The organism is Fischerella muscicola PCC 7414 (assembly GCF_000317205.1).
Taxonomy (GTDB): Bacteria; Cyanobacteriota; Cyanobacteriia; order Cyanobacteriales; family Nostocaceae; genus Fischerella; species Fischerella muscicola.
The window spans coordinates 1-14,312 of the sequence record NZ_AJLK01000020.1 but is presented as its reverse complement, the minus strand read 5'-3'; the positions used below and the strand labels follow the sequence as shown (position 1 = coordinate 14,312).

15 protein-coding genes and 1 pseudogene are annotated in these 14,312 nt (G+C 39.3%); 7 read left to right on the top strand and 9 right to left on the bottom strand.

Annotated features, from left to right (window positions below; genetic code table 11):
- Positions 1–113: 113 nt before the first annotated feature.
- From UYI_RS0102725 to UYI_RS31815, 3 genes are all read right to left on the bottom strand, one after another.
- Positions 114–1,514 carry a DICT sensory domain-containing protein gene (locus tag UYI_RS0102725; protein ID WP_016865150.1) on the bottom strand — a complete coding sequence of 467 codons (1,401 nt, stop codon included), beginning with the start codon at positions 1,512–1,514 and terminating at the stop codon, positions 114–116.
- Positions 1,515–1,647: 133 nt separating this feature from the next.
- A complete protein-coding gene (locus UYI_RS40100) occupies positions 1,648–1,821 on the bottom strand; it encodes a hypothetical protein (RefSeq protein ID WP_407636584.1) in 174 nt (57 codons plus the stop codon).
- A complete protein-coding gene (locus tag UYI_RS31815) occupies positions 1,788–3,857 on the bottom strand; it encodes an NB-ARC domain-containing protein (protein ID WP_051035539.1) in 2,070 nt (689 codons plus the stop codon). The genes UYI_RS40100 and UYI_RS31815 overlap by 34 nt, the downstream gene beginning before the upstream one ends.
- A gap of 327 nt (positions 3,858–4,184) precedes the next feature.
- Between UYI_RS31815 and UYI_RS0102715 the strand changes: the two genes are divergently transcribed.
- Positions 4,185–4,979, top strand: a complete 795-nt coding sequence (locus UYI_RS0102715) for a hypothetical protein (RefSeq protein WP_157226286.1) — start codon at positions 4,185–4,187, stop codon at positions 4,977–4,979.
- A gap of 153 nt (positions 4,980–5,132) precedes the next feature.
- On the opposite strand, the gene UYI_RS0102710 is transcribed toward UYI_RS0102715, so the two are convergent.
- On the bottom strand, positions 5,133–6,713 hold the full coding sequence (locus UYI_RS0102710; RefSeq protein ID WP_026085704.1) for a photosystem II high light acclimation radical SAM protein: 1,581 nt from the start codon (positions 6,711–6,713) through the stop codon (positions 5,133–5,135).
- 627 nt (positions 6,714–7,340) lie between these two features.
- Between UYI_RS0102710 and UYI_RS0102705 the strand changes: the two genes are divergently transcribed.
- The 3 genes from UYI_RS0102705 to UYI_RS0102695 all read left to right on the top strand — a co-directional run bounded on the left by UYI_RS0102705 (position 7,341) and on the right by UYI_RS0102695 (position 9,096).
- Positions 7,341–7,733 carry a DUF1830 domain-containing protein gene (locus UYI_RS0102705; RefSeq protein ID WP_016865147.1) on the top strand — a complete coding sequence of 131 codons (393 nt, stop codon included), beginning with the start codon at positions 7,341–7,343 and terminating at the stop codon, positions 7,731–7,733.
- A 204-nt stretch (positions 7,734–7,937) separates the two neighbouring features.
- A complete protein-coding gene (locus UYI_RS0102700) occupies positions 7,938–8,375 on the top strand; it encodes a DUF4079 domain-containing protein (protein ID WP_071588808.1) in 438 nt (145 codons plus the stop codon).
- Positions 8,376–8,526: 151 nt separating this feature from the next.
- Positions 8,527–9,096: a Uma2 family endonuclease gene (locus UYI_RS0102695; protein WP_016865145.1), complete on the top strand. Its 570-nt coding sequence runs from the start codon at positions 8,527–8,529 to the stop codon at positions 9,094–9,096.
- A 143-nt stretch (positions 9,097–9,239) separates the two neighbouring features.
- Here UYI_RS0102695 and UYI_RS0102690 read toward each other — a convergent pair whose 3' ends face one another.
- From UYI_RS0102690 to UYI_RS0102670, 5 genes are all read right to left on the bottom strand, one after another.
- A complete protein-coding gene (locus tag UYI_RS0102690) occupies positions 9,240–9,620 on the bottom strand; it encodes a DUF1304 domain-containing protein (RefSeq protein ID WP_016865144.1) in 381 nt (126 codons plus the stop codon).
- A gap of 181 nt (positions 9,621–9,801) precedes the next feature.
- Positions 9,802–10,059 (bottom strand): hypothetical protein, encoded by a 258-nt coding sequence (locus tag UYI_RS0102685; RefSeq protein WP_016865143.1) that lies wholly within the window; start codon positions 10,057–10,059, stop codon positions 9,802–9,804.
- Positions 10,060–10,376: 317 nt separating this feature from the next.
- The gene (locus tag UYI_RS0102680; RefSeq protein WP_180977244.1) at positions 10,377–10,754 is read right to left on the bottom strand and encodes a hypothetical protein; all 378 of its coding nucleotides are present in this window, start codon (positions 10,752–10,754) and stop codon (positions 10,377–10,379) included.
- Positions 10,729–10,857, bottom strand: coding sequence for a hypothetical protein (locus UYI_RS39525; RefSeq protein WP_016865141.1), 129 nt, complete (start codon positions 10,855–10,857; stop codon positions 10,729–10,731). Before UYI_RS39525 ends, UYI_RS0102680 begins: the two co-directional genes overlap by 26 nt.
- Entirely contained in the window at positions 10,857–11,084 is a 228-nt protein-coding gene (locus UYI_RS0102670) for an N-acetylmuramoyl-L-alanine amidase (RefSeq protein WP_016865140.1), read from the bottom strand. The genes UYI_RS39525 and UYI_RS0102670 overlap by 1 nt, the downstream gene beginning before the upstream one ends.
- Positions 11,085–11,488: 404 nt before the next feature.
- Between UYI_RS0102670 and UYI_RS31810 the strand changes: the two genes are divergently transcribed.
- The 3 genes and pseudogenes from UYI_RS31810 to UYI_RS31800 all read left to right on the top strand — a co-directional run.
- Positions 11,489–13,045, top strand: coding sequence for an NB-ARC domain-containing protein (locus UYI_RS31810; RefSeq protein WP_016865139.1), 1,557 nt, complete (start codon positions 11,489–11,491; stop codon positions 13,043–13,045).
- Positions 13,035–13,490: a WD40 repeat domain-containing protein gene (locus UYI_RS31805; RefSeq protein WP_016865138.1), complete on the top strand. Its 456-nt coding sequence runs from the start codon at positions 13,035–13,037 to the stop codon at positions 13,488–13,490. Before UYI_RS31810 ends, UYI_RS31805 begins: the two co-directional genes overlap by 11 nt.
- 612 nt (positions 13,491–14,102) lie before the next feature.
- Positions 14,103–14,312 (top strand): annotated as a pseudogene (locus tag UYI_RS31800) (hypothetical protein); the annotation flags it as partial.

The following is a 14,312-nucleotide window of genomic DNA, read 5'->3' as shown; positions in this document are numbered from 1 at the left end:
AGAGGGACGCAGAGTAGGCGCAGAGGTACGCAGAATTTCTCTACGTAGAATTCACTAGGAATGAATGGAAATTTGTACTACGATAGAAACAAATTACTAAGTTAAAAAAGCGTTCATTGTATACGTGAATTCTGATTTATTTCTACACTGCTTTTAGTTTCACTCTCTAGTCGAGAATCTAATAACCACATACCAGCACTGACTTTGGGTGTAATTATGGGTAACTCTAGTCCTTGTTGTAAGCCCATAACTAATAGTGTCAAGGTATCTATCAGTTTTGGATCGAACCGTCGCGATTGTTGTCTGCATTCTTCTAAAGCTTGATTGATGATTTCTTCACGGCTTAACTGAGATGATTGTTTTTGATGCACTCGCCATTGAAATTCAACTATGAGCGCCAAAATTCTCGATTCTAGAGGAATTTCATCGCCAGCTAGTCCCGCAGGTTCACCAGTTCCATCCCACCACTCACTTTGGTGAGTTATAATTTGTGCTGCTGCTCGTAGCCTGGGCATGGTTCGCAGTACCTGCACGCCTGGTACAAGAGGACAAGTTAAGGGACAACTGGGTGCATCTTCTTGGTAAGAGGTAGTGATACCAGAAGTGAGTACACTTTCTACTCTTTGTAGTGGCTCAATACGGTGTAGTAATCCGGCTAAGCGCAATCTTTTGATTTGCCATGCGGGTAAATCTAAAAGTTGCCCCATTGTTTCTGCCAACGCTACAACTTCTGCTGCTGCCATGGGATTGGTTATATCAGCAGCATCTATAATTTGTGCCATCCGCAAAAATGCCTGGATTTCATTAGAAACTAGGTTATTATCTAGGGCTTGGTGGCGGATGGTGGTGGGAACGGATATGTTTACTTGTTCGGTTTGGAGGTAATCAACTACACGAGATACTACTGCACTTAATTCTTCTGGTGTAGCTAAGCTGGGTTGAATAGCTTGTTGCTCAGCAGTGAGTTTTGCTGCTAATTCTGGATTGTAGCGTTGGATGTGAGCGATCGCTAATGTGGCTGTTTCTTTGACTAACTCTGGTTCAAATGTCCACAAGCCGTAAAATTTTCTTTCTAAATCTGACCCAGGCAATCCAGAACTACCATAATCAGCAGCAGATAATTCTTGACAAATTACCATTGCTGTGTATTTAGGTGATAAAATAATCAAGTGCCATTCTTGGGCTACCGGATCAGCCGGATCTAAAGCAACTAAGTTGACATTAGGTAACTGACTCGTGGAATGTTCTGCCCAGCCAGTATCTGGGGCTGCCATGATGGCTATTTGACGCGATTTTTTGGCGATGTCTGCGTATCGTTCTGCCTCTTGGAGATACCATTTTCCTCGTTCAAAGGCGGTAATTACCAAGGGTGAGGTGACATCATTCAATATATGGTCTTCTAGAGCATGACAGAGGGCGACTAGGGTATTTTTATAGTACACCCCGAATCTAATCGGTCTTTTGCTATGGCGATGAGCTATTTCCAGCTGTTGGAGTATGGAGCCTTCTAACATGAGGTTTGATTAAACGAACCGCGAGTGATGCCTCTGGGCAATGAGGAAAAATAAGGGCTTATGACACTTTAGTTTACAGTTTGATACTGAATTATGCTATCCAAAATTAGAGTGCTAATATTCTGTAAAAAACTTAAGCCAAAGCACCCAAAGCTATCAGGGTAGATTTTTGTGCTGTAGTTAAACCATAAGCTCCTGTAATATTCATGCCTTCATATAATCTAGGAGTTTTTAAAGTTTTTAGACACTCACCTGTTTTGATATCCCAGACTTTTATTGTCTCATCTTGGGAGCCAGTGGCGAGTATCTTGCCTTGAGGACTGAAGGCAACTTCACATTCCAGAGTTTGACTAGACCATCTAGTCCAGCACTGGCGACAACTTTACCATCTGGACTAAAAGTAACAGAAGATATTCCATGATAATGTCCCGTGTAAGTTCTAATTTCTTTGCCGCTGCTAACATCCCAAATTTTTAATAAAGAGTCAAAACTGCCACTGGCAAGAATATTTCCTTGAGGACTAAAAGCAACGGAAAAGACTTGATTGGTATGTCCTCTTAAGGTAAGAAGATGCTTTCCTGTTTGCACTTGCCACAAGTAAACATTACCATTGGCATCACCTGTCGCTAACAATTTACCATCTGGACTTAAGGCTAAAGATAACACAGCAACCAAAATCTCAGAAAAAACAGATTTTGTTAAATCTGAATTAGTAAAATTGACATTATGCAATTTTATTCCTTGAAGATTAGCTTGCCAAACCCGAAGCTGAGAAAAGTTGTAACCACTTAAATCTATGTCTAACTGACGTAGCAAATTGATGAGATTGCCACTGATATATCCGGTTTCTCTTAAAGATTCACTCCTTAATGTCGCGAGAATTTTTTGACAGTGATTTTCTATATTTTTGACAGAGCCAAAACTGGTAAGCAATTTCTCAATTACTGGTAGTAGTATCAAGCAAATTTGACTATCTTTAATATAATCTTTAGCAGTAGATATAATCAAAGCATGAGTAGTAAATAATTCCAGTTGCCCAGAAAGGATTTCTGTATAAACTTTCTCGAGCAATTGAGCGGTTACGTACTCCATGACAACAGGTTGCTGGGTGAAATAAGCAGCATTTTTTTCAATTAATGACCGCCTTTGCAAACAAGCGATCGCTTGCATAATTTCACTCTGGGGAATGTTGGAAATAAAATTATCTTTTAGTTCTAACAATGTAATTGGCTCTCTATTGATAGCAAGCCAGTACATAATATCTTGTTCTAATTTACTCAAACGCTGAAATTGTCTATCTAATAAATCGCGAATATCGTCAAAGACGAATGTACCTTGATTTAAAAATTTTAAAAATTCGGAAATATTACTATCAAAACAATCCCGAATCGCGGAAGCTACAATCTTTAATGCTAAGGGATTTCCTGCATAATGAGAAATCAAAACTTGCCATTCTGTTTCTAAACCAGTAAAAGACCCTTTAGTAGAGAAAATTTCGCGAACAGCAGTCAAAGGTAAACCAGTTAGTTGTAAGCTGTGGACAGGTAAATTTTCGCCTTCGGATGTCGCAAATCCTCGCGGTTTTTCACGAGAGGTCAGGATTAAGCAACTGTTGTGGCGTGTGTCTGCAATACATTGCAGCATCTGACCATAGCCGGAGTACCCTTGACGATAACCTCCAGTGCGATCGCCACTTTGGAGTACCGCCTCAATATTATCTAAAACAAGCAAACAGCGCCTAGTACGTAGGTAATTCATCAACCGCAAGATTTTTCCATCCAAGCTGCTTGGTAATTGTGTTTCTTGTTGGTTGGAGAAAAAATAAATTACTTCTGCTAAAATCTCTTCTACCAAGGGAGCGTTACGAAGACTTCGCCAAATAATAAAATCAAATTCATTTTGAAGTTGCTGTACTAATTTGGCAGCAAGAGCAGTTTTACCGATTCCACCCATGCCTAACAATAACAGCAAACGGCAGTTATCTTGAACAATCCATTGTTTGAGGGTATGCAATTCCTCTGTACGACCAAAGAAAATCGATACATCTGGTGCTTCTCCCCAATCCTGCTGTCCGTTGCGTTCAACAATTTCGTTCCAGTTCAATCCTAAAACTTGACAGTAAGCTTTAAAAGCTCCAGCATTAATAGGCACTTTTCCTGCTAAAAAACGTTTCCAAGTTCCTTCAGAAATTCCCTCAGCAAGAAAACCCTCTGCTTCCGAATCTGTTCCTAAAACTTTACTTGCTTGCTGAAGCCATCTGGGGTTGTCGATTGTCCAGCCTTTTTCAATTCTTGCTTGTTTAATTTTCGCTCTTCCATACACAGATGCTTTGAGAGTAGACATTATTCTTGCAAAAGAATACTTTTGCGATCGCATATCTATTTAGAAATCAAGTTTTTATTTGCTATTTACGTAAAATTTCAATTGTCAAGATCAGTTCTTATAACTGCTGCTGATCCGAAACCGATCTTGTGACATTTAGATAAAGTAAGCCACCTTAAAAATATAGAAAGTCAAGTTGCTGTAGCCAAAGCCGATTAGCTACAGGAGCTTTCTCACCTTTACTAACAAATGCATTTACAGCAGATTTCAACTCTTTGTGAGGTACAGAATACCCCACCCGCACTATCGCGCACCCTCCTCTCCCCGCTTACGGGGAGGGTTAAGGAGGTGAAGCGAAGAATTAGAATCTTGGCAATTTTTATTGTCACTGTTGCTATTTTTGTAGTCACAAATTTAGCAGTAAGTAATGTGTATGTTCCCATAGCACAAGCACGGGATGCTGTAGAGGATGTTCCAGAGACTCAAAATCCTACACCTGAACCCGGTGTTTTGCGTAACCTTCCCAGCAACGCTGTAGAACAAAAAACAAATACAAACCAAACTATTACTCAACCACCATCAACCCAGGCACAAAGTGGAGATTTGGCTTGTAATAACGATAACTTTACTTCTTCAATAGCAGGTGGATTTTTATCAAATAATCCATTTATCAGGACAGACAAAACACCTAATAATTATTCTGCTTTCAAAACAGACTGTCTTAATCCTGCTGCTAGTGAACAGTGTTGGGGACAACCCCGTTATCGTTACTACGCTAGATGGAACAATATTAAAGAATGGCGGGGGAAAATTTGTGCTAAGTCAGTACAAAATACTTACAACAATCATGTAGTCTCTTATCAAAGTTCATCTGATTCATCTTGCCCAATTGGAGGACAAAATTATTGTCAGATATACTACGGTCCTATTATTAGTTTCCAAGTAAAGGGACATAATGAGTCGGAAAATCAGTGGAGATCGATAGAGAAAGATGGAAAATTAGCCTCCTACGAAATTCCCGCAAACGAAAGGAGGTGGTATCACTGGGCATGGAAGACATCCCAACCTAGCGACTTTCGTCTAGTAGTTAGATATGCTAAACCTTACGATGAATTTGATTTTATGATGGATAAGAAGATGTAGAGTAAATACGGGCAAAAGATTTTTTCAAAGGGAACCCAGGTTTTTAAACATGGGATCGAATTAGGTTAATTACGAACACAGATGCACACAGATGAACACTGATTTTATCGGTGTTCATCTGTGTTAGTTTTTTTTGAAAATAGACTTTTGCTATCAAACACCCACCAATTGTTTTGGTTTTGTTTCAATGGGTGCAGAAAGTGCTTCTTCTAGTTCAGCACACCCTAGTCTTTCCTCTAATATTTTCATAACTTCGCGTCCAAAGTCGTTGGGGTTTTGTTGCCAAGCTTGCAAGCAGACTTCGCCAAAGAAGGAACCAAGGGGTTCGGGGTTCCACAGCATCTTCTGGACAGTCCAAGGTGTGATGTTCATCGGATCGTACCCTGGTTTGAGAATATTTTCTTTGAAAGCATATTCTTCTAGGTGGGTGTGGGGTTGCAATCCGATAAAGAAGATGGCAGGTTCGACTTTATCTGCACCAAAAATCCGTTCCAGTTCGCGGTGGTAGGCAATAGTTTGACGAATTGTTTCTGGACGTTCGTCAATCACATTAAAAGAATAATTCACCGAAACTAAGTCGTTAAACCCAGCGGCTTTTAAATCCCGACAGTTTTGTAAAACAGTACGGAGATTGTAGCCCATCCGCATTTTCCGTACCAATTCTTGGGAACCGCTGGTGATACCGATTTCAAAGTAGTTCATCCCGGTTTTTACCATCAATTCACATAACTCGGGTGTGAGGTTATCAGCCCGGATATATGCTGCCCAGTGAATGTCTGTCATTCCCGAATCGACGATTTTTTGTAAGAGTTCAACGGCATCATCTATAAATTTGCGGGCGGGGATAAATTGGGCATCGGTAAACCAGAAATTGCGAACACCGCGATCATATAATTGTCGCATTTCGGCAACGACTTCATCGGCGGGATTAATGCGTACTTGCTTACCTTCAACAACGGTGTAAACACAATAGCAGCAGTTGTGAGGACAGCCGCGTTTGGTTTGGACACCAATGTAAAAGTCTCCGTCTTGCAGGTAATATTTAAACTCTGGCCAGATTGTTTCGATATAGTCGTAGTTACAAGCGGTTTTCTCTAATGGTGTGGGTTGTTCATGAATGAGGCGATCGCGTGGTTGTTCTTCGCCAACAACATAACACCGTTCATCCCGAAATTCTTGTCCGCTCAGTAGTTTTGTCAGCAAAGTTTCGCCTTCACCCACAGAGACAATAGTCCCTTTAGGCAAGCTTTTGCCCACCTGTTCATAAAAGACGCTGACTGCACCACCACCGACAATTACACGAGCATTAGGGTTATAACGTTGAGCGCGTTTGATACCCCGCTTTAGTAAGCCTAGATTCCGCCACAGTTCGCCGTAGTATCCTGATGCAATCCGCAGCAAACCCATTGCTCCCTGTAGCTTGAGAAATGGATTGCGGGAGTAGAAAAACTCAAAGGTATACTGTAGTGGATTACCGCCACGTCCACCTACTGGTGCATAAATTTGAATATCCCGCCACGAGAATACTAGCAGTGTCGGCTGAAATTCATCGATACAGCGATCTAGGGCTTTAGCATAATCTAGAGGTGGCACTGTTCCTAAATCAAAGATCCGCTGTTCAATGTTAGGAAACTGTTTGTGGACATGATCGCTAAGATATACAACCCCAATAGGAAAGATGGGGTTACAAGGAAGGCGAACATAGAGAATCCTGTTGAATGTTTTAGCTTCCATCTTGCCGATTGTCTGGGGTAAAAGAGCAAATTTTGGTTCTGTAATCGGTTTGTTTTGATTTTTGTCTTCTATTACAATCGTACTTGACATTAATGACGATTATTGGTACAGACATTTTTTAAATGATGAGCAAAATAGCTAATATTGTCCGGTATCACAAATGCATAGCATAAGTTAAGTTTTATGAAAGTAATATATCTATAGCTTTACAATAACATTGAGTTCATTCTGTAAGCGATAAGCTGCACTTGATACGTCTGAGCAGGAAAAATACAAAATAAGTCTTAAGGTTAATGTAAAGTAACTAGACAGTTTTTAATGAATGGGATCACACAATCAACAGGAGAAAAAAGTGTAAGTTATTTGCTTTGTCCTGATCCCAATGTCCATAAGAGTTACAACTGATTGATTTACCTCTAAATTATTGATGAATTGTTCACGCATAATGTATAATTGCGATAAAAGCATAGATTTTTACGAAAATTTCATAACTACAGTCTGTATTTCTTTAGGTAGAAATAATTTAGAAAACTTCAGTTGGTAGTCGGGGTTACAGCAACTGGGGATCACTCAGTGTTAGCGTTGCATATGTAAGATAAAAATGTGGCGTAAAGCTCCTCAGCAGTTATGGCTCAAATATTAGATCCTCTACCACCGGAGCAATCGGGAAAGATTCTCTGCTGTTACGTAAATGCCACGAGCAAAATCCAGGTGGCTCGCATCTCTAACATTCCTAACTGGTACTTTGAAAGGGTTGTTTTCCCTGGACAAAGGCTAGTGTTTGAAGCACCCGTTGAAGCTCAACTTGAAATTCATACGGGTATGATGGCAAGTGCAATTTTGTCGGATAAAATTCCGTGCGATCGCCTTGCACTCAACGAACCTAGCAGTTATGAGTTGGAAGGCTCAGAAAAAGCAAGTGACTCTATCAATAAAAAAACGATAGCACAGTCAATTAATACAAGAACCGAAGATACTACAAAACCATTAACAATAGCTGGTTTCGTATCCGTTGATTAAAAAAATTCATTTAATTTCTAGCAGGGTTGCACAATTTAGCAGCCCTTTTTTATTTCTAGTTATTTGTCATTTGTTAGGGGTTAGTGGTTAGTGGTTAGTGGTTAGTGGTTATTTGTTTAATACTTACTCCCCATCACCCCATCTCCCCACCTCCCCACTGCCCACCTCCCCATCTCCCCACCTCCCCATCTACAATCATTAATTATGGATCTACCTTCATTTTTGTGGTTGTGGAGAATAGCAGCGTGGTCGATGGGTTTGTCGCTAGTAGCCTATGTGCTATTAGCGCTCATTGGTATACGGATGTTTAGTGCCAGAACTTTGTGGCAAAGAGAATCTGGCTGGTTGCGCTCTCTCCACTATAAAATCGGTATCTGCCTGGTCATTTTGGTATTATTATTACTACTTATTGGAATTGTTGGTACTTACGGTCACTTTGGTTCTTTAGGACACTCACAGCATCTCTGGGCTGGATTAACGACTGTGATGCTAGTTTTACTATCAGCTGGAAGTGCTACACAAATTGGTGTTGGACATCCTTGGGCTAGACGTATTCACATCGGCGCTAATATTGCCATATTCTTTGCTTTTGCTTGGGTATCAATAACTGGTTGGAGTGTGGTGCAAAAGTATTTACCTTAATATCATTTTCGCTTGACTAGTTAATATTATCTGCCCATGTCGGTAATTGATAATAGGGATATTAACTAATAGTTGCGATCGCTTTATTTAAACACTTTTCAACTAGATAAAATCAAACTAAATCTTGGCAATAAGCCAGACGGGGATAACCATGAAACAAGCTATTGAAGGAGTACGATGGACAATTTATGATCTAGAAGTTCTGCCTGAAAATGAGTGGACGCGCTATGAAATTATTGACGGAGAACTTTTCATGACTCGCTCTCCTCACCGCCGCCATCAACAAGTTTGCGGTAAAATATTCCGACAACTCGATGTTTGGTCAGATGCGAGTGGTTTAGGAGAAACAATTTTTGCTCCCGGTTTAATTTTTTCTGAGGCGGATAGCGTCATACCGGATGTGGTTTGGGTAAGTCGAGAACGACTGGCTCAAATTGAAGATGAAGCGGGACATTTGACAGGCGCACCAGAATTAGTTGTAGAAGTTTTATCTGCTGGAAAACAACACGAACTTCGAGATAAGAAAGCAAAACTTAAACTTTATTCAGTTCAAGGTGTACAGGAATATTGGATCGTTGATCGCTTTACCAAACAAGTCGAAGTTTATCGACGAGAGAAAGCACGATTAGTTTTAGTTGCGACATTGTTAGGTGATGATGAAATATCCTCACCACTTTTACCAGGATTTTGTTGTTCTATTAGTTGCTTTTTTCCTGAATAGTAGCAAGTTCAAAAAAAATTATTGAAGTTAAAAGCTCTGAATGTTGAGTATTTGGGAAAAGGCGATCGCATTTACAATCTTGATTCCCGGTGATGAGATGGCAAGATTTCCAAAGTGCGATCGCCTGACTTTTTAAATAGTTTTCAACTTTTATAAAGTCCTAAAAGTAATAAAGCTAATATTGCAGGTAGTGATTGGATTAAAAACGCTGTTGGACGTTTGAGGCTAAGACTGCCATAAATACCCGCGATCGCAACACAGATGAGAAAGAAAACCCAAATCCAAGCAGCTTCAATCTGTGGCAAATTTTGCGATACAAATAATCCCCAAATTAAACCCGCAGCGATAAACCCGTTGTATAACCCTTGATTGTGAGCCAAAATAGCAGCAATCTCTTCTGAAGTAAAATTTGCAACTATTCTTTTTTGAACAAAATTTGTGTTCCAGAAAAATATCTGTACGACAAGAAAAACAATGTGAATCAAGGCAACAATACCTATGAGTAGTTTGACAAATATTTCCATGTTATTTTTTATAAATTCTAATTTATGAAGTAAGCAGGTGGGAATAAACATAACGCGAGTTACGAAAAGTAAACATGCACTAAACCCTTACCAATAACAAATGACGACCCCAACTAGTAGAGACGTGCCATGGCACGTCTCTACATTTGTGCCGACTTATTTATTTAACTTGAAGATATGATTATTGAGTTTCAACTTTTGCAGCTTCAATGCTCAGTTGTCGAAATTGAGAAGAAATATTTTTTAATTCTTCTGTGTTTTCTACATATTGAACATCAATTAATAAGTTACTAGCTTGAGCTTGGAGGAGACGATAACTTCCAGCTTTTTGTTTGACTGGAAAGGCATTGCCAATAGCTTGAATAGCTACAATTACTGCCCCTAAAACGCTAGTAGCAACTTTTTTATTTTGCTCATCTATTTGATTCAAAGAAGCCAAAATCGTAATAATTAAAGTGAGAAAAATAGTGCTAATTGTTAAACCTGCATTCCAGCTAGCATTAATTCACCTGAGCCTGGTCATGTCTTGAGTGAGTTTTTCAATTTTATTTTGCAAATTTTTTGCTTGGTCTTGAATGTCTTGCACTTTAGTCTTTTCCTACTTTTTCATTTGGCTTAGAGTATATACACCTTTTAGTTAGCAATAGTCAGGATAGAGACTCACTCTGAGTCAATAATGAGCGATCGCTCAGGTCTTCAGATCCCTGACTTTTTAAAAAAGTCGGGGATCTATAACCTTTCATAATCAACCCAGAATTAGATTTTCGCGGGTGGGTTGATTTCAAAGTGAATGTGATGATCGTGACCATTTGCCCAAGTACATAGCTTTTCTTCGATCAACTTCTTGTCATTGAAGAAAACTGCCCGCACTAGCTTCTGCTTGCGAATGGATTTGAGGAGAGATCGCGTAGCGCTTTGATCGTAACTTGTATCCCACAAATAAATACCACCAAATTTCCCATCTTTTCTTGGCAAAAGAACATCACACATCAAGCCAGTCTCATGTCCGGCATGATCGGGAGTATCACCACCATGAGGAATGCTGACATCATTGATTGCAAATGGAGCAGCATTGAGATTAGAACTGCGATAACTGGCTTGAAAATCCTTAGCGATCACTAGGATGAACTTCAACTTCTTGAGGAAAACGGCTAACTTGCAAGTTCACAGGTGATAAGGGAATCGTAACCCCTTTGACTTTCGCAAATAACTGCTGGGCTTCCGGAAGTAAACCCATCACCTTGCCCAGACATTATTATCATTTGCTTTATTCACTCTCTTTTGCAGAGATTCATCTACACTTCTAGTAATATTAGGAGTACAATTAATGACGCTATGACCTGCGGCTGATAACTTTTCCATCAGCTTGGTTCCTACTGCTTTAGTTAAGTCATCTTCTTTTTTAATGCTGACTGCACCTGTATCTGGTTTGCAATTATGTCCTATATCAATACCAAATTTCATTTTGTGTTTCCTTTTTTGCCTCTTAAGAAAAATTTTCTTCCTGTATTACATTACGAATAACCCATCTCTAATTGCTTTGTCGGTGAGAAAAAGTGAGTTATCTATGTAAATTTACGTAAAATTTCTGTAATATCACTAGCAAGCGACGAAAGAAGACTAGTTAGATTACAAACACAGCCTTGCAATTGGAAGAATCTTCAGCATGAAGCGATCGCATTTACAACCTTGATTTTTGGTGATGAGATGATCAGGTTTTGAAGTGCGATCGCCTGACTGGCTTCTGCGTGAGAAAAAGTAAATTACTTATGTAAATTTACGTAAATTTTCCGTGAAATGACTAACAACGCGCTGAATAAGCAGTTCATAACACGCAAATAAAGCAATACTACTCACAAGAACTAGGCATGAAGGGACAAGAGGCGCTTAACTTAGTCGAGAAGCTCTTACAAGCTGCTAACCAAGGACAAAGACTGAGTTATGTTCAATCTGTTGTATTTTTAGAAACTTGGGCAGGACGCACTTATACGGAGATTGCCGATCAGTTAGATTACCAACACGACTACATTAAACAGGTTGGTTCACAGTTGTGGCGTAGTCTTTCTCAAATCCTTGGTGAACCCGTCTCGAAGCAAAATATTCAAGCAGTTTTGCATCGTTACCAACAATCGTCAGCCATCAGACAAGGTAAGCAAGATTGGGGAGAAGCAATTGACGTTTCCCGATTTTACGGTCGCCAAGAAGAACTGCAAACTTTAGAGAGTTGGATTATTGAGGATCGCTGTCGCTTAATTGGAATTTTTGGACTCGGTGGAATCGGTAAAACTGCCCTCTCGGTAAAAATTGCTCAACAGGTGCGATCGCAATTTGAATGTCTGATTTGGCGTTCTTTGCAGCAAGCACCACTCCTAAATGCTTTACTTGATGAGATTTTACCGATTTTCACACAAACAACTCAAACCCCAGAGGCTTCAATTAACAGTCTCATGGAACAGTTACGCTCAAAACGCTGTTTGTTAGTTCTTGATAACGTCGAATCAATCTTGTCAGGTGGAAATCGCAGCGGAAAGTACCAATCTGGTTATGAAGATTATCGCTCTTTGTTCGAGCGGATTGGCGATGAACCCCATCAAAGTTGTCTTGTAATCACCGGACGCGAAAAACCTGGTGGTTTTACGGTGCGAGAAGGCAAAAAGTTCCCGGTGCGATCGCTCACACTTCCAGGACTCTTAGGGGCAGATGGTGAGCAAATCCTCATTGCTAAAGGCGTAGATGCTAAGAATACACAACTTAGAGCAATTGTCAACTATTTTGGAGGCAACCCCCTTGCCCTCAAGATTGCCGCAACCACTATCCAAGAACTCTTTAGCGGCAATATACAAGCATTTGAGCAACAAGGCAGTATTATTTTTAGCGATTTGTGGGACTTACTCGAACAACAATTTGAGCGTTTAACGCCTCTACAACAACAGATTATGTACTGGCTGGCAATTCACCGAGAAGAAATAATGCCAGCAGATTTACAAGCAAAAATTTTGCCTCAAACCCCTTTAATAAAACTCCTAGAAGTTTTAGAATCGCTTAAAAATCGCTCTCTGGTAGAAACTACTGACATCGGCATCACGCAACAACCCGTAATTATGGAATATGTTACGGAACGTCTGATTCAAACTATTGAGCAAGAGATTACAACAAACAATCTAAATTTATTTAGAACCCATGCTTTAATTGAAGCCCAAACCCAAGACTATTTGCGCGATGCTCAAATTCAATTTATCTTACACCCCTTGAGTGAGCGACTATTAACTTACTTTGTTACACAGTCACAACTTGAACAACATCTGTGCGATATTTTAGCGTCCCTACGGCATCAAACAGCAAACGAAACTGGTTATGCGGGGGGCAATTTATTGAATTTATTTTGTCATCTTAAAACTGATCTCAGAGCATTTATTGAGTGCTAGCTTTGACCAAACTATTAAACTCTGGTCAATCTCGACCGGAAAATGTCTCCAGGTATTTACAGGTTATCAGGTGTCTGTTACAGTTGCCAAGTTTAGTACGGATAGTCAGTATATAGTAAGTGGCAGTACTGATCACACTTTAAAAGTTTGGAATATTGTTACAGGAAAATGCCAACAGACGTTGACAGGACACTCTGATCTAATTTCCACTTTGCTCGTTACTAATAATACTCCCCTCACAGATGTAACCCCAATCAAACTTGTGGCATTCAGTGGTAGTTTTGATGAAAGCATCAAACTCTGGGAGCTACAACAGAACAAGTGTTGGCAAACTTTAAAAGTACCTTGCCCCTACACAGGCATGAAATTTAAGGGTATGAAAGGGCTAAGCGAGGCACAATGGGCAACTTTAGAGGCATTAGGGGCTAATTCCGAAGTAGGGTAAGTATGAAGCGTTCTTTGCTTAATTCTAGATAAATATTTGATTGGACTGTTTTATCCGTTTTAACACTTGTTTTCCTCCTTCTGGCTCACCAACATTGGCTGCTGTAACTAAAATCCTCAACACTAACCCTCTTGTGTCACTTTAGGCAGAAGAAAAATAGAAATCAGGGTGAGACAGGAAACGACTTTTTATACCACAGAAAATATTCGTCCACAAAGAAAGATGTTTGATATCGGTGGATGAGGCTCTACCATGCTCTGTATTATTTTTACAAAATTTGTATATTATTATACTAAAATTCATGTTAAAGTGATACAACAGAGTTAATATTATCTAATAATTTTTAATCTCGAATTTTTATTAATATCTATTTTTATTTCTTTATTAATTAAGTACTTTCACGAGAAGGAAATAATTGAAATATAAAAAGTTTATATTTACATCCATATTTATAAAATTTAAACAAGTTTTAAATATATGAATTTGTCAACAAAATGTGGAAATAACGGAAGCCAAAATAATGAATAAACAAGATAATTGGTTACACCATAAAAATAGGGTGCATATGAGCAAAGAGATTATTAATTGAAAAACTTGTAAGGAAAATATACGATGTACAAGCTTTGGGGAAAAATAGTTTTTGGAATATCTACAGCATCATTAGTGGGACTTTATTGTTTGAGCTTTATGCCTTCAGCTTTAGCAGGTAATGGCAAAAATCAAAACAATACTACCACTACTTCTAACAGCAGCAACTCCAACAGTAATAACGGAGGTGGTAACAACAACCAAAATAGCAATACCTCAACTACTACCAGTTCC